General features: G+C 45.4%; 17 protein-coding genes, 3 rRNA genes and 1 riboswitch. Of the genes, 19 read left to right on the forward strand and 1 reads right to left on the reverse strand.

The window, feature by feature from the left end; all coding sequences use genetic code 11:
• The first annotated feature begins 53 nt into the window (after positions 1 to 53).
• The 18 genes from ptsG to purD all read left to right on the forward strand — a co-directional run bounded on the left by ptsG (position 54) and on the right by purD (position 21,608).
• Positions 54 to 2,102, forward strand: coding sequence for a glucose-specific PTS transporter subunit IIBC (ptsG, locus tag FAY30_RS01870; protein ID WP_149868297.1), 2,049 nt, complete (start codon positions 54 to 56; stop codon positions 2,100 to 2,102).
• Between the two features lie 320 nt (positions 2,103 to 2,422).
• Positions 2,423 to 3,972 (forward strand): 16S ribosomal RNA (locus FAY30_RS01875).
• A 198-nt stretch (positions 3,973 to 4,170) separates the two neighbouring features.
• Positions 4,171 to 7,106: ribosomal RNA gene (locus FAY30_RS01880) — 23S ribosomal RNA — on the forward strand.
• A 79-nt stretch (positions 7,107 to 7,185) separates the two neighbouring features.
• Positions 7,186 to 7,302, forward strand: a 5S ribosomal RNA gene (gene rrf / locus FAY30_RS01885).
• Together the 16S, 23S and 5S rRNA genes form the textbook arrangement of a ribosomal RNA operon.
• A 512-nt stretch (positions 7,303 to 7,814) precedes the next feature.
• Positions 7,815 to 8,339, forward strand: coding sequence for a DUF2179 domain-containing protein (locus FAY30_RS01890; protein ID WP_190284907.1), 525 nt, complete (start codon positions 7,815 to 7,817; stop codon positions 8,337 to 8,339).
• Positions 8,336 to 8,533 (forward strand): NETI motif-containing protein, encoded by a 198-nt coding sequence (locus FAY30_RS01895; RefSeq protein ID WP_149868299.1) that lies wholly within the window; start codon positions 8,336 to 8,338, stop codon positions 8,531 to 8,533. Before FAY30_RS01890 ends, FAY30_RS01895 begins: the two co-directional genes overlap by 4 nt.
• A 96-nt stretch (positions 8,534 to 8,629) precedes the next feature.
• Positions 8,630 to 8,731, forward strand: a riboswitch (purine riboswitch).
• A gap of 184 nt (positions 8,732 to 8,915) precedes the next feature.
• Positions 8,916 to 9,404 carry a 5-(carboxyamino)imidazole ribonucleotide mutase gene (gene purE, locus FAY30_RS01900; RefSeq protein WP_149868300.1) on the forward strand — a complete coding sequence of 163 codons (489 nt, stop codon included), beginning with the start codon at positions 8,916 to 8,918 and terminating at the stop codon, positions 9,402 to 9,404.
• The gene (gene purK / locus FAY30_RS01905) at positions 9,397 to 10,545 is read left to right on the forward strand and encodes a 5-(carboxyamino)imidazole ribonucleotide synthase (protein ID WP_149868301.1); all 1,149 of its coding nucleotides are present in this window, start codon (positions 9,397 to 9,399) and stop codon (positions 10,543 to 10,545) included. The genes purE and purK overlap by 8 nt, the downstream gene beginning before the upstream one ends.
• A gap of 3 nt (positions 10,546 to 10,548) precedes the next feature.
• Positions 10,549 to 11,847: an adenylosuccinate lyase gene (gene purB / locus FAY30_RS01910; protein WP_149868302.1), complete on the forward strand. Its 1,299-nt coding sequence runs from the start codon at positions 10,549 to 10,551 to the stop codon at positions 11,845 to 11,847.
• 89 nt (positions 11,848 to 11,936) lie between these two features.
• The gene (gene purC / locus FAY30_RS01915) at positions 11,937 to 12,650 is read left to right on the forward strand and encodes a phosphoribosylaminoimidazolesuccinocarboxamide synthase (protein ID WP_149868303.1); all 714 of its coding nucleotides are present in this window, start codon (positions 11,937 to 11,939) and stop codon (positions 12,648 to 12,650) included.
• Positions 12,643 to 12,897 (forward strand): phosphoribosylformylglycinamidine synthase subunit PurS, encoded by a 255-nt coding sequence (gene purS / locus FAY30_RS01920; RefSeq protein WP_042454763.1) that lies wholly within the window; start codon positions 12,643 to 12,645, stop codon positions 12,895 to 12,897. The genes purC and purS overlap by 8 nt, the downstream gene beginning before the upstream one ends.
• Entirely contained in the window at positions 12,894 to 13,577 is a 684-nt protein-coding gene (purQ, locus tag FAY30_RS01925) for a phosphoribosylformylglycinamidine synthase subunit PurQ (RefSeq protein WP_149868304.1), read from the forward strand. Before purS ends, purQ begins: the two co-directional genes overlap by 4 nt.
• Positions 13,561 to 15,786 carry a phosphoribosylformylglycinamidine synthase subunit PurL gene (gene purL / locus FAY30_RS01930; RefSeq protein WP_149868305.1) on the forward strand — a complete coding sequence of 742 codons (2,226 nt, stop codon included), beginning with the start codon at positions 13,561 to 13,563 and terminating at the stop codon, positions 15,784 to 15,786. Before purQ ends, purL begins: the two co-directional genes overlap by 17 nt.
• Positions 15,762 to 17,168 carry an amidophosphoribosyltransferase gene (gene purF, locus FAY30_RS01935; RefSeq protein WP_149868306.1) on the forward strand — a complete coding sequence of 469 codons (1,407 nt, stop codon included), beginning with the start codon at positions 15,762 to 15,764 and terminating at the stop codon, positions 17,166 to 17,168. The genes purL and purF overlap by 25 nt, the downstream gene beginning before the upstream one ends.
• Before the next feature lie 5 nt (positions 17,169 to 17,173).
• On the forward strand, positions 17,174 to 18,208 hold the full coding sequence (purM, locus tag FAY30_RS01940; RefSeq protein ID WP_149868307.1) for a phosphoribosylformylglycinamidine cyclo-ligase: 1,035 nt from the start codon (positions 17,174 to 17,176) through the stop codon (positions 18,206 to 18,208).
• Positions 18,205 to 18,807 carry a phosphoribosylglycinamide formyltransferase gene (gene purN / locus FAY30_RS01945; RefSeq protein ID WP_149868308.1) on the forward strand — a complete coding sequence of 201 codons (603 nt, stop codon included), beginning with the start codon at positions 18,205 to 18,207 and terminating at the stop codon, positions 18,805 to 18,807. Before purM ends, purN begins: the two co-directional genes overlap by 4 nt.
• Complete coding sequence (gene purH / locus FAY30_RS01950) at positions 18,782 to 20,320, forward strand: bifunctional phosphoribosylaminoimidazolecarboxamide formyltransferase/IMP cyclohydrolase (protein WP_149868309.1); 1,539 nt, start codon at positions 18,782 to 18,784, stop codon at positions 20,318 to 20,320. The genes purN and purH overlap by 26 nt, the downstream gene beginning before the upstream one ends.
• A 16-nt stretch (positions 20,321 to 20,336) precedes the next feature.
• Positions 20,337 to 21,608: a phosphoribosylamine--glycine ligase gene (gene purD, locus FAY30_RS01955; protein WP_149868310.1), complete on the forward strand. Its 1,272-nt coding sequence runs from the start codon at positions 20,337 to 20,339 to the stop codon at positions 21,606 to 21,608.
• Between the two features lie 205 nt (positions 21,609 to 21,813).
• On the opposite strand, the gene FAY30_RS01960 is transcribed toward purD, so the two are convergent.
• On the reverse strand, positions 21,814 to 22,110 hold the full coding sequence (locus tag FAY30_RS01960; RefSeq protein WP_149868311.1) for a YgaP family membrane protein: 297 nt from the start codon (positions 22,108 to 22,110) through the stop codon (positions 21,814 to 21,816).
• Positions 22,111 to 22,272: 162 nt separating this feature from the next.
• Between FAY30_RS01960 and FAY30_RS01965 the strand changes: the two genes are divergently transcribed.
• Positions 22,273 to 24,018, forward strand: a complete 1,746-nt coding sequence (locus tag FAY30_RS01965) for an adenine deaminase C-terminal domain-containing protein (RefSeq protein WP_149868312.1) — start codon at positions 22,273 to 22,275, stop codon at positions 24,016 to 24,018.
• The last annotated feature ends 7 nt before the right edge of the window (positions 24,019 to 24,025 follow it).

Genomic DNA, 24,025 nt, shown 5'->3' on the forward strand with positions numbered 1-24,025 from the left:
ATTGAAAAATGTAAACGTTTTATGGGCTTGAATCCTTTCAGGAGGTAATTTACATGTTTAAAAGAGTTTTCGGGGTCTTACAAAAGATTGGTAAAGCATTAATGTTGCCGGTAGCCCTTTTGCCGGCCGCGGGTTTATTGTTGGGGATAGGAAATGCCTTGCAACAAGAAACAATGCTGCACTATCTGCCATTTTTAGATGTTCATTGGATACAACTAGTGGCAAGTGTCATGGAAGATGCAGGCGGAATTATTTTTGGTAATTTGGCACTTATCTTCGCCGCAGGTGTTGCGATAGGTTTAGCGGGTGATGGTGCCGCAGCACTTGCTGCCATCGTTGGTTACTTAGTGTTAAATCAGGTTATGAGTTCATGGTTAGGTGTTACAGCAAAAATGCTCGCTGAGAATCCGAGCTATGCCAGTGTTTTGGGGATTCCTACCTTACAAACCGGTGTATTTGGCGGTATTACCGTCGGTCTGATTGCAGCATTTTGCTATAATCGTTACCATGATATTGAAATGCCTTCATTTCTTGGCTTCTTTGCAGGCAAACGCTTTGTTCCGATAGCAACATCAGGCTTATCGCTAATTGCTGGTTTATTGTTATTAGTTATCTGGCCGCCGATTCAACAGGCTATGAATAGTGCATCCGTGTGGCTTATGGGCGAGGGAACGTATATCGCTGTCTTCTTCTTTGGATTTATTAAGCGATTGCTCATTCCGTTCGGTTTACACCATATTTTCCATGCGCCATTTTGGTATGAATTTGGTTCTTATAAGGATGCAGCGGGCCATATTGTTCGTGGAGATATGACCATCTTCTTCGCCCAGTTAAAGGATAATGTAAAAATTACAGCTGGAAACTTTATGGGGGGAGAATTCCCAATTATGATGTTTGGGTTGCCAGCTGCAGCGTTAGCTATGTATCACACCGCACGGCCGGAGAGGAAAAAGCTAGTTGCCGGTTTGCTTGCCTCGGGTGCTTTAACGTCATTCCTAACAGGGATCACAGAGCCGCTTGAATTTTCTTTTATGTTTGTATCTCCCGTCCTTTTCGTTCTTCATGCTGTATTGGATGGCCTTTCATTTGTATTAATGGCCGTTTTTAATGTTCATTTAGGTTATACCTTCTCAGGTGGCGCCATCGACTTTTTCTTATTTGGTATCTTACCAGGAAGAGAGAAATGGTGGATTGCAATTCTTTTAGGACTTTGTTTCGCCGTTATTTACTATGTAGTCTTCCGATTCGCCATTACTAAATTTAATTTAATGACCCCAGGCCGGGAAGCAATAGAAGAAGTGGATGAAGTAAGCAATAAAGGAAAAGCCGAGGACTTACCTTATAATATCCTTAATGCCATGGGAGGGCAGGAAAACATTGCTCATCTTGATGCTTGCATTACCCGTCTTCGTGTTTCAGTAAATGATGCAAAGAATGTGGATAAGGAAGAGTTGAAGAAATTGGGTGCATCAGGTGTCCAAGAAGTAGGAAACAATATTCAAGCAATCTTCGGACCGCGTTCAGAAATAATTAAGAGCCAAATGATAGATATAATGGTAGGAAAAAGACCGCGTGCAATCGAAAAAGCATTGGAAGAAAGGGGAGAACAACAAATTGAAGAAGCCTTCACATCAGAACGTGAGACCGATGATGTGTTTGCCGCGCCGTTAACAGGAGAAATCAAATCGATTACAGAAGTCCCTGATCAAGTGTTTGCTGGAAAAATGATGGGTGACGGCTTTGCGATTGTACCGGCAGACGGAAGGGTAGTGTCACCTGTAGATGGGAAAATCGTTAACCTATTCCCTACGAAACATGCGATTGGTATCCTCTCAGATAGCGGCCGAGAAATATTAATTCACATTGGGATTGATACGGTTAACCTAAAAGGAAAATGTTTTGAATTATTGGTTTCTGAAAATGATCGTGTTGAAAAAGGCCAGCCGTTATTAAACGTAGATCTAGACTATATTAAAGCGAATGCCACATCTACAATAACTCCAATTGTTTTCACTAACTTAGCAGAAGGTGAAAGAATCGTTATTAAGAAGAAAGGTCTTGTTGAACTTAAACAAGAAGGCATTGTAAAGATAACAAAATAAGAAAAGCCGGCCAATCGGGCCGGCTTTTCTTATTTTGTTAAAAAAGTACTATTTTGTTGTTGACCTTTTATTAGCTCGGTGTTATTATATTAAAGCAGTCGTTAATGCCGAGTTCACATTATGAAGATGTTTAAAACATTTTCAAAAAAGTGTTGACTTGAAGAAAACGACATGTTATATTAATAAAGTTGCTTCTGAACGAAGTAATGAAATTGTTCTTTGAAAACTAAACAAACAAAAACGTCAACAAACAATAAATTATTAGTTTCTTCTATAGAAACTAAGCCAACGTTTTAAATTATGAGCTAATCAACTCAACCTTTTTGGAGAGTTTGATCCTGGCTCAGGACGAACGCTGGCGGCGTGCCTAATACATGCAAGTCGAGCGAATCATTGGGAGCTTGCTCCCGTTGGTTAGCGGCGGACGGGTGAGTAACACGTGGGCAACCTGCCTGTAAGACTGGGATAACTTCGGGAAACCGGAGCTAATACCGGATAATTCTTTCCCTCTCATGAGGGAAAGCTGAAAGTCGGTTTCGGCTGACACTTACAGATGGGCCCGCGGCGCATTAGCTAGTTGGTGAGGTAACGGCTCACCAAGGCGACGATGCGTAGCCGACCTGAGAGGGTGATCGGCCACACTGGGACTGAGACACGGCCCAGACTCCTACGGGAGGCAGCAGTAGGGAATCTTCCACAATGGACGAAAGTCTGATGGAGCAACGCCGCGTGAGCGATGAAGGCCTTCGGGTCGTAAAGCTCTGTTGTTAGGGAAGAACAAGTACCGGAGTAACTGACGGTACCTTGACGGTACCTAACCAGAAAGCCACGGCTAACTACGTGCCAGCAGCCGCGGTAATACGTAGGTGGCAAGCGTTGTCCGGAATTATTGGGCGTAAAGCGCGCGCAGGCGGTCCTTTAAGTCTGATGTGAAAGCCCACGGCTCAACCGTGGAGGGTCATTGGAAACTGGGGGACTTGAGTGCAGAAGAGGAAAGCGGAATTCCACGTGTAGCGGTGAAATGCGTAGAGATGTGGAGGAACACCAGTGGCGAAGGCGGCTTTCTGGTCTGTAACTGACGCTGAGGCGCGAAAGCGTGGGGAGCAAACAGGATTAGATACCCTGGTAGTCCACGCCGTAAACGATGAGTGCTAAGTGTTAGGGGGTTTCCGCCCCTTAGTGCTGCAGCTAACGCATTAAGCACTCCGCCTGGGGAGTACGGCCGCAAGGCTGAAACTCAAAGGAATTGACGGGGGCCCGCACAAGCGGTGGAGCATGTGGTTTAATTCGAAGCAACGCGAAGAACCTTACCAGGTCTTGACATCCTCTGACACTCCTAGAGATAGGACGTTCCCCTTCGGGGGACAGAGTGACAGGTGGTGCATGGTTGTCGTCAGCTCGTGTCGTGAGATGTTGGGTTAAGTCCCGCAACGAGCGCAACCCTTGATCTTAGTTGCCAGCATTCAGTTGGGCACTCTAAGGTGACTGCCGGTGACAAACCGGAGGAAGGTGGGGATGACGTCAAATCATCATGCCCCTTATGACCTGGGCTACACACGTGCTACAATGGATGGTACAAAGGGCTGCGAGACCGCAAGGTTTAGCCAATCCCATAAAACCATTCTCAGTTCGGATTGCAGGCTGCAACTCGCCTGCATGAAGCCGGAATCGCTAGTAATCGCGGATCAGCATGCCGCGGTGAATACGTTCCCGGGCCTTGTACACACCGCCCGTCACACCACGAGAGTTTGTAACACCCGAAGTCGGTGGGGTAACCGTAAGGAGCCAGCCGCCTAAGGTGGGACAGATGATTGGGGTGAAGTCGTAACAAGGTAGCCGTATCGGAAGGTGCGGCTGGATCACCTCCTTTCTAAGGATAATGCAGTCCTTCGGACTGATAATAAGGTTGACGTTTCTTGTTTGTTTAGTTTTGAGGGAGCAATTCTCTCAAAGCTTTTTTTAATCGTTCCTTGAAAACTAGATAATCGTAAGAAGAAGCAAAGTAAACATCGAGTAATCGCCATTTTAGTTTTTCTCTCTTATTGAATAAGAGTTATAAACCTTTTTAGGTTAAGTTAGAAAGGGCGCACGGTGAATGCCTTGGCACTAGGAGCCGATGAAGGACGGGACTAACACCGATATGCTTCGGGGAGCTGTAAGTAAGCTTTGATCCGGAGATTTCCGAATGGGGAAACCCACTGTTCGTAATGGAACAGTATCTTTACCTGAATACATAGGGTATAGAAGGCATACCCGGGGAACTGAAACATCTAAGTACCCGGAGGAAGAGAAAGCAAACGCGATTCCCTGAGTAGCGGCGAGCGAAACGGGACATAGCCCAAACCAAGAGGCTTGCCTCTTGGGGTTGTAGGACACTCAACATGGAGTTACAAAGGAACGGGGTAAATGAAGTGACCTGGAAAGGTCAGCCAGAGAAGGTAAAAGCCCTGTAGTTGAAACTTCGTTCCCTCCTGAGTGGATCCTGAGTACGGCCGGACACGTGAAATCCGGTCGGAAGCAGGGAGGACCATCTCCCAAGGCTAAATACTCCCTAGTGACCGATAGTGAACCAGTACCGTGAGGGAAAGGTGAAAAGCACCCCGGAAGGGGAGTGAAATAGTTCCTGAAACCGTGTGCCTACAAGTAGTCAGAGCCCGTTTATGGGTGATGGCGTGCCTTTTGTAGAATGAACCGGCGAGTTACGATCCCATGCAAGGTTAAGTTGAAGAGACGGAGCCGCAGCGAAAGCGAGTCTGAATAGGGCGTTTGAGTATGTGGTCGTAGACCCGAAACCAGGTGATCTACCCATGTCCAGGGTGAAGTCCAGGTAACACTGGATGGAGGCCCGAACCCACGCACGTTGAAAAGTGCGGGGATGAGGTGTGGGTAGCGGAGAAATTCCAATCGAACTTGGAGATAGCTGGTTCTCTCCGAAATAGCTTTAGGGCTAGCCTCACGTTGTTAGAGTCTTGGAGGTAGAGCACTGTTTGGACTAGGGGCCCTCATCGGGTTACCGAATTCAGACAAACTCCGAATGCCAAAGACTTATCCGTGGGAGTCAGACTGCGAGTGATAAGATCCGTAGTCGAAAGGGAAACAGCCCAGACCACCAGCTAAGGTCCCAAAGTATACGTTAAGTGGAAAAGGATGTGGAGTTGCTTAGACAACCAGGATGTTGGCTTAGAAGCAGCCACCATTTAAAGAGTGCGTAATAGCTCACTGGTCGAGTGACTCTGCGCCGAAAATGTACCGGGGCTAAACGTATCACCGAAGCTGTGGATTGACACCGTTGGTGTCAGTGGTAGGAGAGCGTTCTAAGGGCGTTGAAGCTAGACCGTAAGGACTGGTGGAGCGCTTAGAAGTGAGAATGCCGGTATGAGTAGCGAAAGATGAGTGAGAATCTCATCCACCGTATGCCTAAGGTTTCCTGAGGAAGGCTCGTCCGCTCAGGGTTAGTCGGGACCTAAGCCGAGGCCGAAAGGCGTAGGCGATGGACAACAGGTTGATATTCCTGTACCACCTATGAATCGTTTGAGTGATGGGGGGACGCAGGAGGATAGGGTAAGCGCGCTGTTGGATATGCGCGTCTAAGCAGTTAGGCTGGTGAATAGGAAAATCCGTTCACCGTAAAGGCTGAGCTGTGACAGCGAGGGAAATTTAGTACCGAAGTTCCTGATTCCACACTGCCAAGAAAAGCCTCTAGCGAGATTCAAGGTGCCCGTACCGCAAACCGACACAGGTAGGCGAGGAGAGAATCCTAAGGTGAGCGAGAGAACTCTCGTTAAGGAACTCGGCAAAATGACCCCGTAACTTCGGGAGAAGGGGTGCTCTTTAGGGTTCATAGCCCTGAAGAGCCGCAGTGAATAGGCCCAGGCGACTGTTTAGCAAAAACACAGGTCTCTGCGAAGCCGCAAGGCGAAGTATAGGGGCTGACGCCTGCCCGGTGCTGGAAGGTTAAGAGGAGGGGTTAGCGCAAGCGAAGCTCTGAATCGAAGCCCCAGTAAACGGCGGCCGTAACTATAACGGTCCTAAGGTAGCGAAATTCCTTGTCGGGTAAGTTCCGACCCGCACGAAAGGCGTAACGATCTGGGCACTGTCTCAACGAGAGACTCGGTGAAATTATAGTACCTGTGAAGATGCAGGTTACCCGCGACAGGACGGAAAGACCCCGTGGAGCTTTACTGTAGCCTGATATTGAATTTTGGTACAGCTTGTACAGGATAGGTAGGAGCCTGAGAAGCCGGAGCGCTAGCTTCGGTGGAGGCGTCGGTGGGATACTACCCTGGCTGTATTGAAATTCTAACCCGCACCCCTGATCGGGGTGGGAGACAGTGTCAGGTGGGCAGTTTGACTGGGGCGGTCGCCTCCTAAAGAGTAACGGAGGCGCCCAAAGGTTCCCTCAGAATGGTTGGAAATCATTCGTAGAGTGTAAAGGCACAAGGGAGCTTGACTGCGAGACCTACAAGTCGAGCAGGGACGAAAGTCGGGCTTAGTGATCCGGTGGTTCCGCATGGAAGGGCCATCGCTCAACGGATAAAAGCTACCCCGGGGATAACAGGCTTATCTCCCCCAAGAGTCCACATCGACGGGGAGGTTTGGCACCTCGATGTCGGCTCATCGCATCCTGGGGCTGTAGTCGGTCCCAAGGGTTGGGCTGTTCGCCCATTAAAGCGGTACGCGAGCTGGGTTCAGAACGTCGTGAGACAGTTCGGTCCCTATCCGTCGTGGGCGCAGGAAATTTGAGAGGAGCTGTCCTTAGTACGAGAGGACCGGGATGGACGCACCGCTGGTGTACCAGTTGTCTTGCCAAAGGCATCGCTGGGTAGCTATGTGCGGACGGGATAAGTGCTGAAAGCATCTAAGCATGAAGCCCCCCTCAAGATGAGATTTCCCATAGCGTCAAGCTAGTAAGATCCCTGAAAGATGATCAGGTTGATAGGTCAGAGGTGGAAGCGTGGCGACATGTGGAGCTGACTGATACTAATCGATCGAGGACTTAACCATTTTTAATTGGTTGAACTCGTTTTTACAAAACTTCTTCTGCATTATCTAGTTTTGAGGGAATGAAACCTCAAATAAATAGTCTGGTAACTATGGCGAGAAGGTCACACCCGTTCCCATACCGAACACGGAAGTTAAGCTTCTCAGCGCCGATGGTAGTTGGGGCATGCGCCCCTGTGAGAGTAGGACGTTGCCAGGCACAAAAAAAACAACCTGTTGTGGGTTGTTTTTTTTTGTCTTTTTACAAGGAAAAAAAGAAGTCGTTGATAAAACCAGAAAAGTTGTTGATAGAATGCTAAAAGTCGTCGATAAATCTTAAAACCCGTCGATAATTACCCAAAAGTCGTTGATAAATGCCCTAAAACCCAGAGAAAATAGTTTCCAATCCTCTTCAATAAAGCCTGGAATAAACTAAAAACTTCCTCCCAATTCTACTTTTCATAGTACCAGCTCGCTACGGTGATGTTTTTTATCCACTCATTCCGGTTAGTAAGCATTTGCGTAAGTAACAGATTGAAATGGAATACTAATAGCAATAAGAAAGATAATAACAAGAATTTTTTTTTGCAAATTATCGCCCCTTTACTTGAATTTACGGGTATATTTATTTTGTACTGTTGTGTAAGAATCATCAGGAATTTCGGGAACACTTGTGATAAAGTGTAGAAAGCATACAAATAAGGGGGCATCTCTGTGTTGGAAAACGGTTTTATGATGGTTGCGATTATCCTAATTATTAATATTGTCTATGTTTCTTTTTTTACGATTAGGATGATCTTGACGTTAAAGGGTCAGCGCTATCTGGCAGCATCGCTAAGCATGATTGAAGTGGTTATTTATGTACTCGGTCTCGGCCTTGTTTTAAATAATCTGAATGAGATTCAAAACCTTATTGCGTATGCGGTTGGTTATGGAATCGGTGTAATTGTTGGGATGAAGATTGAGGAAAAGCTCGCGTTAGGTTACATTACAGTCAATGTGATTACAGTGGAATATGACAAAGATGTACCGAAATTGTTGCGGGAGAAAGGGTATGGCGTAACGGACTGGGCCGCCCATGGACTTGAGGGGAATCGAATGGCGATGCAAATCCTCACACCGCGAAAATTTGAATTAAAACTATATGATACGATAAAAAGTCTGGATCCTAAAGCCTTTATAATTTCTTATGAACCAAAATCGATCCACGGGGGCTTCTGGGTAAAATCAGTGAAAAGAGGGAAATTGTTTTCATGAGCAAAAAGAAACTGCAATTTGAAGTGCAGGAAAATGAAAGTATTGAGGAGTGCCTTAATAGAATAAAGCAGCAGGGTTATGTTCCTGTCCGCAGAACGGAGAAGCCGATCTTTCAAGAGGTGAAGAAAGGGAATGAGACAATTTACGAGCCAATCGGCCGTCAAATCGTCTTTGAAGCCAAGTTAATTGAGTAAAACACGAACATTATTGTGCAATTCAAAAATATTGTTCGATATATTTATTGACAACCTACAGCCTGAGTTGGTATGATGAAGCTAGTTAATGAAACCAAAACCAATTATCTTTACCCTCGTATATCCATGGGAATATGGCCCATAAGTTTCTACCCAATAACCGTAAATTATTGGACTATGAGGGAAAGTCAATATGTTCGGCACAATAAAGGGGCTTAGGCTTCTTGTTTGGTGACCTCATTTCTGTATGCCCGGACAAATGGCTTTCTCTTAATTGAGAAGCTATTTGTTTCGGGTATTTTATTTGTGCAGAAAAGCGGCGGAGTGCCACATAAGTGAATCACAACGTTTAAAATATATTTTTAGACTAGGGGGAACAAGGATGCGGAATCTTGTCGGAGTGATTATGGGAAGTAAATCAGATTGGGAAACAATGAAGCATGCTTGTGAAATACTAGAACAATTTGAAATTCCATATGAAAAAAGGGTAGTATCAGCACATCGTACACCTGATTTGATGTTTACATATGCAAATGATGCGAGGAAAAGAGGCCTAAAGGTGATCATTGCCGGCGCAGGCGGAGCGGCTCATCTGCCTGGGATGGTGGCAGCGAAAACAACCTTGCCGGTGATCGGCATTCCTGTTCAATCCCAAGCCTTAAATGGACTGGATTCCTTACTGTCCATCGTGCAAATGCCGGGCGGGGTTCCGGTTGCAACAGTGGCGATTGGAAAAGCAGGTGCCGTGAACGCTGGCCTGCTTGCCGCACAAATTTTAGCAACCGAAGACTCAGCACTCGCTGATCAATTAGAAGCTAGAAGAGAAGCTATTAAACTAGAAGTTCTAGAAAGTAGTGATCAACTTGGCTAACAAAACGATTTTACCGGGATCAACGATTGGCATTATCGGCGGCGGACAGCTTGGGAGAATGATGGCACTTGCAGCGAAAGCCCAAGGTTTTCGAATCGCTGTATTAGAACCAAGTTCCGATTCTCCTTGCGGGCAGGTGGCAGACTTTGAGGTCATCGGTGCTTATGATGACCGCGAAGCCATTGCCCGGCTAGCCGCCATGAGTGACGTGATCACTTATGAATTTGAGAACATTGACGCCGATACATTAGGCTGGCTTTGCGAAAAGGCTTATGTCCCGCAGGGGAAAGAACTTTTAACGATTACGCAAGATCGAATCAGTGAAAAAGCAGCCATCCAGCATTCCGGAGTTAAGGTTGCTCCTTATGAGGTTATCGAAAACGTAGAAGAATTATTTCTAAATATAGAACGGGTGGGGTATCCAGCTGTATTGAAAACAGCAAGAGGCGGCTATGATGGCAAGGGACAGCTTGTGATTAAAAACGAGCAAGATTTAGCTAAAGCAGAGCCGATTCTTGCTCATGGCAGCTGTGTGTTAGAAAAATGGATTCCGTTCGAAAAGGAAATTTCCGTCATTGTTACCCGAAAACTAGATGGTGAAACAGTATTTTTTCCAGTTGGGGAAAACATTCATCAAGAAAATATCTTGCATACAACCATTGTTCCAGCCCGAATTTCTGATGAACTAGGAGAAAAGGCTATCCAGATGGCAAAACAGATTGCTGATTCACTTGGATTAGTCGGGACGCTTGCTGTTGAGATGTTTGTGACAAGTGATGGCACGATTTATATTAATGAATTGGCACCAAGACCGCATAACTCTGGCCATTATTCCATCGAGGCCTGCGAGACGTCACAGTTCGAACAGCATATCCGTGCTATTTGCAATTGGCCCTTAGGAAGTACGGAGCTATTAAAACCAGCTGTTATGGTCAATCTATTAGGAGAGCATCTTGATGGCATTTTTAAGGAAATCCCGGACATGAATGGCTGGAAGGTTCATTTATACGGTAAAAAGGAGCCAAAATTGAAAAGAAAGATGGGGCATGTTACCATTTTGAAGGATAACGTGGATGAGGCCCTTAGTGAAATTGAAGAAAGCAGCATCTGGCGTACAGCTAAAGAAGTGATCGGAGGATAAAACATGATTGATCGTTATACAAGACCTGAAATGGGAGCTATTTGGACGGAGGAAAACCGCTTTAAAGCCTGGCTTGAGGTAGAAATTCTTGCATGTGAGGCTTGGGCGGAATTAGGGGAAATTCCGAAAGAAGATGTCCGAAAGCTTCGTGAAAATGCTTCGTTTAATATCGACCGCATTAATGAAATTGAAAAAGAAACAAGACATGATGTGGTTGCTTTTACCCGTGCGGTTTCGGAAACATTGGGTGAGGAGCGGAAGTGGGTTCATTACGGTCTAACATCAACAGATGTCGTTGACACAGCCCTTTCCTATGTTTTAAAACAAGCCAACGCGATTTTATTGAAAGATCTGGAAAACTTTGTTGAGATTTTAAAAAATAAAGCAATGGAACATAAAATGACCGTGATGATGGGACGGACACATGGAGTCCATGCGGAGCCAACTACTTTTGGTTTAAAGCTTGCCCTTTGGTATGAAGAAATGAAACGTAACCTTGAACGTTTTAAACAGGCAGCGGCGGGTGTAGAGTTTGGTAAAATTTCCGGCGCGGTTGGAACCTATGCCAATATTAATCCGTTTGTTGAACAGTATGTTTGTGAGAAATTAGGTATTCAACCAGCGCCAATCTCAACACAGACACTGCAGCGTGACCGTCATGCACACTACATGTCCACGATTGCTTTAATTGCGACTTCTATAGAGAAGTTTGCGGTTGAGGTACGCGGGCTGCAAAAGAGTGAAACACGCGAGGTAGAAGAATTTTTTGCAAAAGGTCAAAAAGGATCATCAGCGATGCCGCATAAGCGGAATCCAATTGGCTCCGAGAACATGACCGGTATGGCGCGAGTGATTCGCGGCTATATGTTAACGGCATATGAAAATGTGCCGCTATGGCATGAGCGCGATATCTCCCATTCTTCAGCAGAACGCGTTATTTTGCCAGATGCGACGATTGCCTTAAATTATATGCTTAATCGCTTTGGCAACATTATTAAAAATTTAACGGTTTATCCGGAAAATATGAAGCGGAACATGGATCGGACACTTGGATTAATTTATTCCCAGCGCGTGCTGCTTGCCTTGATTGATAAAGGCTTATCACGTGAAGAGGCTTATGATACTGTCCAGCCGAAAGCGATGGAGGCATGGGAGAAGCAAGTTCCATTCCGTGGATTGATTGAGGCCGATGGAAAAATTACCTCATTGCTCACTGGCGACGAGATTGCCGATTGTTTTGACTACCACTACCACCTGCAGCATGTAGATACCATTTTCGATCGGCTAGGGTTGAACGAGTAAAAAAATAAATAGGGGGCAGTTAAAGCAGGAGTTTGCCCCCTCCTCTAGTTTGAAGATTCCCAATATTGCGAATTAAGGAGTGATTCATCGTGACAGAACTTCTTTATGAAGGAAAAGCGAAGCGCATTTACAAAACTGATGAAGAAAATGTTGTACTAGTCCAATACAAAGATTCAGCCACTGCTTTTAACGGAGAAAAGAAGGCGGAAATTACCGGTAAAGGCCGTCTCAATAACGAGATTACTAGTTTGCTATTTTTAAAGCTAAAAGAAAAAGGGATTGAATCACACTTTATTCAAAAAGTTTCTGAAACGGAACAGCTCGTGAAAAGAGTAACCATCATTCCGCTAGAAGTAGTCGTTCGTAACGTGGCTGCCGGCAGTTTTTCAAAAAGATTGGGAATCGAAGAAGGGACTCCGCTATCAGCACCAATTGTTGAGTTCTATCTAAAAGATGATGCTCTTGGTGATCCGCTGCTGACAGTAGACCATATCCTTGAACTTAAAGCGGCGACGGTCGAAGAGATTACGATTTTACGAGAAAAAGCGCTGGAAGTAGATGCGGTTTTATCGAGCTTTTTTGCAGAACTAGGTATTAACTTAATTGATTTCAAACTTGAGTTTGGCAAAGATGAACAGGGTCAAATTTTATTAGCAGATGAAATTTCGCCTGATACCTGCCGCCTATGGGATCAACAAACCAATGAAAAGCTGGATAAAGATGTATTCCGCCGCGATTTAGGAAGTTTAACAGAGGCATATGAATCGATTTTAACAAGACTTGGAGGTCATCAGCATGTTTAAAGTCAAAGTATACGTAACATTAAGAGAAAGTGTATTAGATCCGCAAGGTAAGGCGGTAACGCAATCATTAAATTCGTTAAATTATCAGGAAGTAACCGATGTCCGCATCGGCAAATATATGGAACTGACGATTGAAAAATCAGAGCGTGACCTTGATGAAGTGATAAACGAGATTTGTACAAAGCTGTTAGCCAACCCGGTGATTGAAGACTACCGTTACGAAGTAGAGGAGTGTGTCGCTCAGTGAAGTTTGCAGTGATCGTATTTCCAGGCTCCAACTGTGATGTCGACATGTTCCATGCGATTAAAGATGAGCTTGGGGAAGAAGTGGAATACGTATGGCATGATACGGAAAGTTTAGACGGATTTGATGGAATCCTTTTGCCAGGCGGATTCTCATACGGCGATTACCTCCGTACAGGAGCAATTGCCCGTTTTAGCAATGTCATGAAAGAAGTCATCAAGGCGGCTGAGGCCGGCAAGCCTGTGCTTGGGGTGTGCAATGGATTTCAAATCCTTCTTGAAGCAGGCTTGCTGCCGGGTGCGATGAGACGGAACGAAAGTCTCTCCTTTATTTGCAAGCCGGTGGAATTAATCGTAGAAACCAATCAATCCATGTTTACTTCTGCATACGAGCAAGGCCAAACCATCACGATTCCGGTCGCCCATGGTGAAGGAAATTACTATTGTGATGAAGAAACACTAAAACAGCTAAAAGCCAATAACCAAATCGTGTTTACTTATCAGCAAAATCCGAACGGAAGCCTTGCCGATATTGCGGGGATTACCAATGAAAAAGGAAATGTTCTTGGCATGATGCCGCACCCTGAACGGGCGGTTGACGAGCTTTTAGGCAGTGCCGATGGACTTAAATTGTTTCAATCGATTGTGAAGACTTGGAGGGAAGCACATGTTGTCAACGCTTGAACCAAATCCTAACCAAATTAAAGCAGAGAAAATCTATCAGCAAATGGGTTTGTCCGATGAAGAGTTTGCAATGGTCGAAAAGATCCTCGGAAGGACACCAAATTATACTGAAACCGGTCTTTTCTCTGTTATGTGGTCAGAGCACTGCAGCTATAAAAATTCAAAGCCAGTTCTGAAAAAATTCCCGATTACCGGTGAAAAAGTCCTTCAAGGTCCTGGTGAAGGTGCAGGGATTGTCGACATCGGTGACGGTCAGGCAGTTGTATTTAAAATCGAAAGCCATAATCATCCATCCGCGATTGAACCGTATCAAGGTGCGGCAACAGGTGTTGGCGGGATTATCCGTGATGTTTTTTCAATGGGAGCACGTCCAATCGCAATGCTAAACTCACTTCGTTTCGGTGAACTGGATAAGGCTAGGACACGCTATTTGTTTAAAGAAGTGGTAGCGGGAATTGCCGGATACGGCAACTGCATTGGCATTCCAACCGTTGGCGGTGAGATACAGTTCGATCCATCCTATGAAGGAAATCCGCTTGTCAATGCGATGTGTGTCGGTTTAATTAATCATGAGGATATTAAAAAAGGCCAGGCCCATGGATTGGGCAATACCGTGATGTATGTCGGTGCAAAGACCGGCCGTGACGGAATTCACGGTGCGACGTTTGCTTCTGAAGAATTAACGGAGCAGTCTGACGAAAATCGTCCGGCGGTTCAAGTCGGTGACCCATTCATGGAGAAGCTGTTGTTAGAGGCCTGCCTGGAACTAATCCATTCGGATGCCCTTGTCGGGATTCAAGATATGGGTGCTGCAGGACTTGCCAGCTCTTCTTCCGAAATGGCGAGTAAAGCCGGTATGGGCATCGAGATGAATTTAGACCTTGTACCACAGCGGGAAACGGGCATGACTGCCTATGAAATGATGCTGTCGGAGTCGCAGGAACGGATGCTCATTGTCGTGAAAAAGGGCAGAGAACAAGAGATCAAGGATCTTTTTTCAAAATATGATTTAGATGCTGTTGCGATTGGCAAGGTAACGGATGATAAACAATTCCGCCTGATCCATAAAGGGGAAATAGTTGCCGACCTGCCAGTGGATGCATTGGCAGAAGATGCACCGGTTTATCACAAACCATCAAAAGAGCCGGCCTACTTTGCTGAATTCCAAGCGATGGAAAATGAAATTCCGCAGGTAGATGACCTGAAAGATACATTAGTAGCATTGTTAAGCCAGCCGACCATTGCCAGCAAGGAATGGGTTTACGAGCAATATGATTATTTGGTGCGCACGAACACGGTAGTGTCTCCTGGTTCGGATGCTGCTGTCACTCGGATCAGAGGAACACGTAAAGCGTTAGCGATGACCACGGATTGTAATTCCCGCTATGTGTACTTGGATCCAGAAACTGGTGGAAAAATTGCTGTTGCTGAAGCGGCCCGCAATATTATTTGTTCCGGTGCCGAGCCATTAGCGATTACCGATAACTTGAACTTTGGCAATCCCGAAAAACCAGAGGTATTCTGGCAGATTGAAAAGGCAGCTGACGGAATCAGTGACGCATGCCGCACACTAGGGACACCTGTGATCGGCGGAAACGTCTCATTATACAATGAAACAAGCGGCACGGCGATCTATCCAACGCCGGTGATTGGCATGGTTGGGCTTGTCAGTGACCTTGACCATATTACGACACAGCATTTTAAAGCGAGCGGTGACCTTATTTATTTAGTGGGGGAAACTACACCTGAATTTGGCGGGAGCGAGCTGCAAAAGCTGTTGAACGGAAGCATTTTTGGAAAAGCACCGCAATTACATCTTGAAATAGAAAAAGAAAGACAAGAACAAGTTCTAGCTGCCATTCGTGCTGGAGTGATTCAATCTGCCCATGATTTGTCTGAAGGCGGTTTAGCTGTTGCCGTTGCCGAATGCCTTTTTGCTTCGGGAGAACTTGGGGCAGATGTGAACATTACTGGGAATCCGGTATCAGCACTATTCAGCGAAACCCAATCTCGTTTTCTTTTATCCGTAAAAAAGGAACATCAGGCCGAGTTTGAAAGTCTAGTAGACGCGAGCCTTATCGGTGAGGTGAATGATTCGGCTAATCTGAGCATTCGATCCGAAGGTCAGGCTGTGCTTGAGTCTACTGTAGATGAATTAAGAGCTGCCTGGAAAGGGGCGATCCCATGCTTGCTGAAATCAAGGGACTAAATGAAGAGTGCGGTGTCTTTGGTATTTTTGGACATCCGGATGCCGCCCAGTTAACCTATTACGGACTTCACGCCCTGCAGCACCGCGGCCAGGAGGGAACCGGCATCGTTGTCTCCGACGGGGAAACATTAAAAGGATTTAAGGGCGAAGGACTCGTGACTGAGATTTTTACGGAAGAGGCAATGACTAAGCTTACGGGGTCTGCCGCAATCGGTCATGTCCGCTACGCGACCGCAGGGGGCGGCGGCTATGAGAATGTTCAGCCGCTTCTGTTCCATTCGCAAAGCGGCAGCCTCGCCCTTGCCCATAACGGTAACCTGGTGAATGCAAATTCTTTAAAACATCAGCTGGAAGCACAAGGCAGTATTTTTCAAACCAGCTCAGATACCGAGGTGTTAGCCCACTTAATTAGAAGAAGCGGCTTCCCTAAAATGAACGACCAGGTGAAAAATGCCCTGTCCATGTTAAAAGGGGCTTATGCTTATTTGATTATGACGGAAAAAGAGTTAATGGTGGCGCTCGATCCTCATGGATTGAGGCCGTTATCGCTCGGCTGCCTTGGCGATGCTTATGTAGTTGCCTCGGAAACCTGCGCCTTTGATGTTATCGGGGTGGAATATATCCGCGATATTCAGCCGGGAGAGCTGTTAATCATTAACGAAAATGGAATCACATCGGAACGGTTTGCGATGAGTACCACTAAAGCGATCTGCATGATGGAATATGTTTATTTTTCCAGGCCTGATAGCAATATTCAAGGTGTCAATGTTCATACTGCCCGTAAAAATTTAGGGAAGAGACTGGCCATCGAGGCTCCGATTGATGCGGATGTCGTGACAGGTGTGCCGGATTCCAGTATTTCAGCGGCCATCGGTTATGCGGAAGCGACGGGGATTCCTTATGAAATGGGTTTAATAAAAAACAAATATGTCGGCAGGACTTTTATTCAGCCCTCCCAGTCATTACGTGAGCAAGGGGTAAAAATGAAGCTTTCTGCTGTTCGCGGGGTTGTAGAAGGAAAACGGGTGGTTATGGTTGACGACTCCATTGTCCGCGGCACGACTAGCAGAAGAATTGTCAGGATGTTAAAAGATGCCGGTGCGACAGAGGTGCACGTGGTCATCAGTTCACCGCCGATCAAAAATCCATGTTTCTATGGAATTGATACTTCATCGAAAGAAGAGTTGATTGCATCAGACAAGTCGGTTGAGGAAATTCGCCAATTGATTGGTGCTGATTCATTAACCTTTTTAAGTGTCGATGGCATGGTAAAGGCGCTGGATCCAGAAGGGAAAAGCGGCTTTTGTCTAGGCTGTTTTAACGGAAATTATCCTACTGAAATTTATCCAGATACACTGCAGTACTATTATCAAAAGGGGTGACGGTCATGGCAAATGCATACACACAAGCAGGGGTAAATATCGAAGCAGGCTATGAAGCGGTGGAGCGGATGAAAAAGCATGTACAGCGGACAGCCAGGGCCGGTGTGATTGGGAGTCTTGGCGGATTCGGCGGTATGTTTGATCTATCTGAGCTTAAGTTAAAAGAGCCAGTTTTGGTGTCTGGCACCGATGGCGTAGGCACGAAGCTGATGATTGCCTTTATGATGGACCGGCACGATACAATTGGAATCGATGCGGTGGCAATGTGTGTCAATGATATCGTTGTTCAGGGAGCAGAGCCGCTTTACTTTTTAGATTATATTGCTTGCGGTAAAGCGATTCCGGAAAAAATTGAAGCGATTGTCAAAGGGATTGCCGATGGCTGTGAGCAGGCAGGCTGTGCCTTAATTGGCGGTGAAACAGCGGAAATGCCGGGGCTTTACCGTGATGAAGAGTATGATCTTGCCGGATTTTCAGTAGGGGCATGTGAAAAGCCGAAATTGATAACCGGTGAACACATTCAGCCGGGAGATGTCCTAATTGGCCTGGCTTCAAGCGGCATCCACAGTAATGGGTACTCATTGGTTAGAAAGGTATTTAATAACTGGTCTTTAATCGAGTTTGTTGATGAGCTTGGATGTACATTAGGTGAAGAATTGCTGAAACCAACGAAAATTTATGTAAAACCGATTCTGGCGGCATTGGAAAAATTCCAAATCAATGGAATGGCCCATATTACCGGCGGCGGTTTTATTGAAAATATACCAAGGATGCTTCCTGCCGGACTTGGCGCCGAACTGATTGAAAAAAGCTGGCATATTCCATCGGTGTTTAAGTTGATCTCTGAGGTTGGACAAATCGATTATCAAGAGATGTATAATATTTTTAACATGGGCATTGGCATGGTCCTCGCTGTTAAACAGGAAGATGCGGCAGACGTCATGGAGCATTTCAAGCAATCCGGCGAAACAGCTTATGAAATTGGCTCTGTTACAGCTGAAGAAGGAATTCAGATTAAAGGCTTTGGTGGGCGGCGATGAAAAAAATTGCCGTATTTGCATCAGGGGGCGGAAGTAATTTTCAGGCCATCATCAATGTGATTCGTGAAGGGCTGCTCTCGGCGGAAATTTCCCTGTTAGTTTGTGACCAGCCCGGCGCTTTTGCGATTGAAAGAGCAAAAGCTAACCGCATTCCTTGTTTTATTTTTAGTGCAAAGGATTACTCCAGTAAGGCAGATTTTGAAAAAGAAATAGCTGGGTTGCTGCGGGATTTGGATGTGGACCTGATTGTTTTGGCTGGTTACATGCGGCTGATTGGTCCGACCTTACTGAAAGAGTATGAAGGCCGAATCGTGAATATCCATCCATCACTGCTCCCGGACTTTCCAGGAAAAGACGCGATTGGTCAGGCATTAGCTGCAAAAGCAAAATGGACGGGTGTAACGATTCACTTTGTTGATGAAGGGATGGACACCGGCCCCATTATTGTTCAAGAGCGAGTGCGAATTGCGGAAGCTGAAACAAGGGAAAGCTTACAGCAAAAAATTCAATCAATCGAACACAAACTTTATCCATCAATCTTACACATGCTGTTAACACAAGGAGAGGTTATAAATGGCGAAAAAGCGCGCACTTATTAGTGTTTCTGACAAAGGCGGGGTTAGTGAATTTGCTCGTGAATTAGTCCGCCTTGGATTTGAAATTATCTCAACCGGGGGCACGAAGAACATGCTTCAGGAACAAGGGATCCCTGTTCTTAGTGTTAGTGATGTTACCGGATTTCCGGAGATATTAGAAGGCCGTGTCAAAACATTAAATCCTTATATTCATGGCGGGCTGCTGGCGAAACATGATGATGAACATCACCAAAAGCAGCTTGGTGAACATCGGATTGATCCCATCCAGCTTGTTTGTGTCAATCTTTATCCATTTCAGCAAACAATTGAAAAACCGGAAGTGACCGTTGCTGACGCGATTGAGAATATCGATATCGGCGGACCGACCATGCTCCGTGCATCAGCGAAAAATCATCAATACGTGACTGTTGTGGTTGACCCGGCCGATTATCAAACGGTGCTTTCGGAATTACAAGCAGACGGCAGTACGAAACTTGAAACACGCAGAAAGCTAGCTGCTAAGGTATTCCGTCACACTGCGGCTTATGATGCCTTAATTGCTGAGTATATGACGGACCTCGCCCGGGAAGAGACACCCGAAAAATTAACGGTAACCTATGAATTAAAGCAGGGCCTGCGCTACGGGGAAAACCCGCATCAACAAGCCGCTTTTTATAAAAAACCACTTGGCTCCAAGTTCTCGATTGCCTATGCCAAGCAGCTCCACGGCAAAGAACTTTCCTACAACAATATCAACGATGCCGATGCAGCATTGCAAATTGTGAAGGAATTTTCGGAACCGGCTGCCGTGGCGGTGAAGCATATGAACCCATGCGGCGTCGGAACAGGGAAAACCGGATATGACGCGTTTACGAAGGCGTTTGCGGCAGACCCTGTATCCATTTTTGGCGGGATTATTGCTTTTAACCGTGAGGTCGACCGTGAGGCGGCTGTGAAGCTCCACGAAATTTTCTTAGAAATTATCATCGCACCATCTTTCTCGGATGAGGCGTTAACGATTTTAACAGCGAAAAAGAATCTTCGACTGCTGACGATTTCGTTTGATGAAGTGAAAAAGGCTGAACTGAAAATGACAACGATTGAAGGCGGATTGCTCGTTCAAGAACAGGACCGCTATTCACTGACAGATGCCGAGGTAACGGTTCCGACAAAGAGACAGCCGACAGAAGCGGAGTGGGAAGCCATGGAACTGGGCTGGAAGGTTGTTAAGCATGTTAAATCAAATGCAATTGTCGTTAGTAGTGAAGATATGACTCTGGGAATTGGCGCAGGGCAAATGAACCGTGTGGGTTCGGCAGAAATTGCTCTGAAGCAGGCAGGCGATAAGGCCGAAGGTGCCGCGCTTGCATCGGATGCCTTCTTCCCAATGGATGATACCGTTGAGGCGGCGGCCAAAGCAGGAATTACCGCCATCATTCAACCCGGTGGCTCCATCCGTGACGAGGATTCCATCAAAAAGGCAGATGAATACGGAATCGCCATGGTATTTACAGGCGTTAGACACTTTAAACATTAGGCTGGAGGGGTGCAGGATGAAGGTACTAATCATTGGCCGAGGCGGGAGAGAGCATGCTATCTGTCAAAAGGTAAGCGAGAGCTCGCTAATTGAAACTGTATATGTCGCACCCGGAAGTGCTGGCATGACCGACGTGGCGGTTCAAGTTCCATTTGAGGAGTCACAGCACGAGGAGCTTATTGGGTTTGCGAAAGAACAAGGAATAGGATTAACGATTATCGGTCCAGAAGTCCCTTTGTTAGAAGGGCTTGCTGATAAATTTGAAGAAGCAGGATTGACGGTATTCGGACCGCGAAAAGCGGCTGCTGAGATTGAAGGAAGCAAATCTTTTGCCAAGGAACTGATGGAAAAATATCAGATTCCAACTGCAGAATATGCTGTGTTTACTTCGTTTGAAGAGGCATGGCAATATGTGGAGGAAAAAGGTGCACCGATTGTGATCAAGGCGGACGGGTTAGCTGCGGGCAAAGGTGTAACCGTTGCTTTTTCGAAAGAAGAAGCTTTCGCAGCCTTGGATGACATGCTTGTGGGGGCGAAGTTTGGTGCGGCATCTTCCCGTGTGGTTATTGAGGAATTTTTAAGCGGCGAGGAATTTTCGTTAATGGCATTTGTGAATGGCGAAGTGGTCATTCCGCTTGAAATCGCACAGGACCATAAGCGGGCATTTGATGGTGACCAAGGACCGAATACCGGCGGAATGGGTGCTTATTCGCCGGTTCCGCAGATTGGTGCGGAAACCGTTCAGGAGGCGGTCAGGACGGTACTGATTCCTGCGGCAAAAGCAATGGTGCAAGAGGGCAGGAGTTTCTGTGGTATTTTATATGCGGGCCTGATTAAAACGGTGGACGGCCCTAAGGTGATTGAGTTTAATGCCCGTTTTGGCGACCCGGAAACACAGGTCGTATTACCAAGATTAAAATCAGATTTGGTTCAGGTGATTTTAGCATTGTTGGATGGTGAACAGCCGGCGCTTGAGTGGGATGCCCAGCCAATGGTCGGTGTTGTTGCGGCGGCAAAAGGGTATCCGGAAGCATATGAAAAGGGTGCTGTGCTGGCAGGATTAGCGGATTTTTCTGAGGAAGTTTCTATTTTTCATGCCGGAACGGCTGTGGATGTAAACGGTCATTTTATCACAGCTGGCGGCCGGGTGCTGCTCGTTGGCGCCAAAGCTGAAACCCTTGAAGATGCCCAAGAAAAAGTATATCGTGAGCTGGAAAAACTAAATTGTGACGGCGTTTTTTATCGAAAAGATATCGGTGCAAAAGCAATACAGGCTATTATTAGGTAACGGTATAGTGATGAAGGACAAATTAGTTGTTTTTGCGAAGCGAAATGTCCTTCATAAGCCCGATGAAGGACAAATTAGTTGTTTTTTCGAAGTGAAAAGTCCTTCATGAGTGCGATGAAGGACTTTTTATTGTATTTCAAATAAGAAAAGGTCTTCATCCGTAATATGGTCACCCAACCCTAAATAAGAAGTGCCTTTTCGTCATTTAAGACGGATTATACGGCACAACTGAATCCCCGTCCAGCCCTTCCATTCCATCCATAGAATCCGTTGCTTGACTGTGCTCCTGAATCATATCCTGGCATCTTTCACATAATGCCGTTACTGGACAATAACGGACAATCCCCTCAGCTACCTTCATGGCGCCACACAAAGCTGCAAACAAATAAGAATCCCTCCACGGATGCTTCACAAGCTTCGACGTGCTCCATGCAAGAATCGTTAACCCAAAAGTAATGCGGATTAATGCGTTTAAAATTCCGATATTTGGTTTGATATTCATCATGATCACTCCTTCACAAAATCTTTACAATATTTATCAATTCTTTACTGCTTTAAATGATAAAATATGATACGATAGAAACTATAGAAAAAATGTAAGGGCTTTCTTTACTGTTAAATCAACACTTTTTTATATAGATAGTTTTATAGGGAGGGACATGGTATGCTGGAACAACGCTACCGCTGGAAAAATAAACACTTACGCATGCATGTATCCGTTTTGGATGGGAAAACAAATCCAACCATTTTATTGAAAAATGCCTTGTACTTAAATCAGACATTTCGTAAATGGCTGAGAGCAAATATTTGGATATATGAAGATCGGATTGTTTATGTTGGTGAGAACTTACCTGCAAATATGGAAAATTGTGAAATCATTGATTGTACCAATGAAATTCTTGTCCCAGGATACATTGAGCCGCATGCACATCCATTTCAATTATATAATCCCCTAACATTGGCGGCCTATGCATCACAGTTTGGAACAACCACACTTATTAATGACAATATGGCCTTGATCATGCATTTGAAAAAAGAGGAAGCGTTTTCGTTACTAAGGGATCTCCGTTCCATTCCAACGACGATGTATTGGTGGAGCCGATTTGATTCACAAACGGAAATTTTGAATGAAGAAGAAATTTTTTCGCATAGTAATGTTAAATCGTGGCTTGAGCATGATGCAGTTCTGCAAGGCGGAGAGTTAACGGGCTGGCCAAAGCTGCTTGATGGCGATGATATGATGCTTCATTGGATTCAAGAAGCAAAACGGATGCGCAAGCAAATTGAAGGGCACTTTCCTGGTGCTTCGGAAAAAACGTTAGCGAAAATGAAGCTTTTAGGCGCGGATTGTGACCATGAAGCAATGACGGGTGAAGAGGTCTATGATCGGCTGATGCAAGGATATATGGTTTCATTAAGGCACTCTTCGATTCGTCCTGATTTACCACAGCTGTTGGATGATATGAAGCGGCTGGGAATTGAGGCATATGATCGATTATTTTTTAATACGGACGGTGCATCTTCTACATTTTATGAGCAAGGAATGAACGATCAAATGATCCGGATTGCCATTGAAAAAGGTGTCCCTGCCATTGATGCCTATAATATGGCGACGGTCAATATTGCCAGGTACTACAATATTGACCATTTACATGGTAATATTGCTACTGGCCGTGTTGCCAACATTAACTTTTTATCCAGTATCGAAGATCCAACACCGGTTTCGGTTTTGGCGAAGGGAAAATGGGTTAAGCGGAATGGGGTAAGAGTAGAAGAGGCTTACTCAGCAATCAATTGGGATCAATACGGGCTTAAACCACTTGCATTAAATTGGGATTTATCGATGGATGATTTGCAATTTTCAATGCCATTTGGGATTAAAATGGAAAATGCGGTCATTACCAAACCGTATTCGATTTCCATTGACGCTTCTGTAGATGAATTGCCATCGGATCATGATGAATGTTTCTTCACGCTGATTGATCGATATGGAAAATGGCGAATTAATACGTTGTTGAAGGGATTCGCAACAACATTGCCGGCCTTAGCCAGCTCCTATTCCAATACAGGTGATATTATTTTAATCGGGAAAAATAAACAAGATATGATCCATGCTTTTAATAGAATGAAAGAATTAGGCGGCGGCATAGTCATGGTGGAGAATGCAGAGGTGGTCTGCGAGGTGCCGTTAAATCTAAGCGGAATTATGTCAGGCCTTTCAGTTGAAAAATTAATTGGGCAAGAAAAAAGACTGTTAGTTGAATTAGAAGAACGGGGTTATAAATTCTTAGACCCTATTTATAGTCTTGCCTTTTTCTCTGCTACTCATTTGCCATATATTCGTATAACGCAGCAAGGAATGTACGATGTTATGAATAAAACAGTACTCTTTCCGTCAATAATGCGTTAAACTGTAA

Source organism: Bacillus sp. S3 (genome assembly GCF_005154805.1).
Taxonomy (GTDB): domain Bacteria; phylum Bacillota; class Bacilli; order Bacillales; family Cytobacillaceae; genus Neobacillus.

Bases quoted from the DNA above. Each gene is read 5' to 3' on its own strand.
- ptsG (WP_149868297.1), top strand. From the start codon at position 54: ATGTTTAAAAGAGTTTTCGGGGTCTTACAAAAGATTGGTAAAGCATTA.
- FAY30_RS01890 (WP_190284907.1), top strand. From the start codon at position 7,815: ATGATGGTTGCGATTATCCTAATTATTAATATTGTCTATGTTTCTTTT.
- FAY30_RS01895 (WP_149868299.1), top strand. From the start codon at position 8,336: ATGAGCAAAAAGAAACTGCAATTTGAAGTGCAGGAAAATGAAAGTATT.
- purE (WP_149868300.1), top strand. From the start codon at position 8,916: ATGCGGAATCTTGTCGGAGTGATTATGGGAAGTAAATCAGATTGGGAA.
- purB (WP_149868302.1), top strand. From the start codon at position 10,549: ATGATTGATCGTTATACAAGACCTGAAATGGGAGCTATTTGGACGGAG.
- purS (WP_042454763.1), top strand. From the start codon at position 12,643: ATGTTTAAAGTCAAAGTATACGTAACATTAAGAGAAAGTGTATTAGAT.
- purL (WP_149868305.1), top strand. From the start codon at position 13,561: ATGTTGTCAACGCTTGAACCAAATCCTAACCAAATTAAAGCAGAGAAA.
- purF (WP_149868306.1), top strand. From the start codon at position 15,762: ATGCTTGCTGAAATCAAGGGACTAAATGAAGAGTGCGGTGTCTTTGGT.
- purM (WP_149868307.1), top strand. From the start codon at position 17,174: ATGGCAAATGCATACACACAAGCAGGGGTAAATATCGAAGCAGGCTAT.
- purN (WP_149868308.1), top strand. From the start codon at position 18,205: ATGAAAAAAATTGCCGTATTTGCATCAGGGGGCGGAAGTAATTTTCAG.
- purH (WP_149868309.1), top strand. From the start codon at position 18,782: ATGGCGAAAAAGCGCGCACTTATTAGTGTTTCTGACAAAGGCGGGGTT.
- purD (WP_149868310.1), top strand. From the start codon at position 20,337: ATGAAGGTACTAATCATTGGCCGAGGCGGGAGAGAGCATGCTATCTGT.
- FAY30_RS01960 (WP_149868311.1), bottom strand. From the start codon at position 22,110: ATGAATATCAAACCAAATATCGGAATTTTAAACGCATTAATCCGCATT.
- FAY30_RS01965 (WP_149868312.1), top strand. From the start codon at position 22,273: ATGCTGGAACAACGCTACCGCTGGAAAAATAAACACTTACGCATGCAT.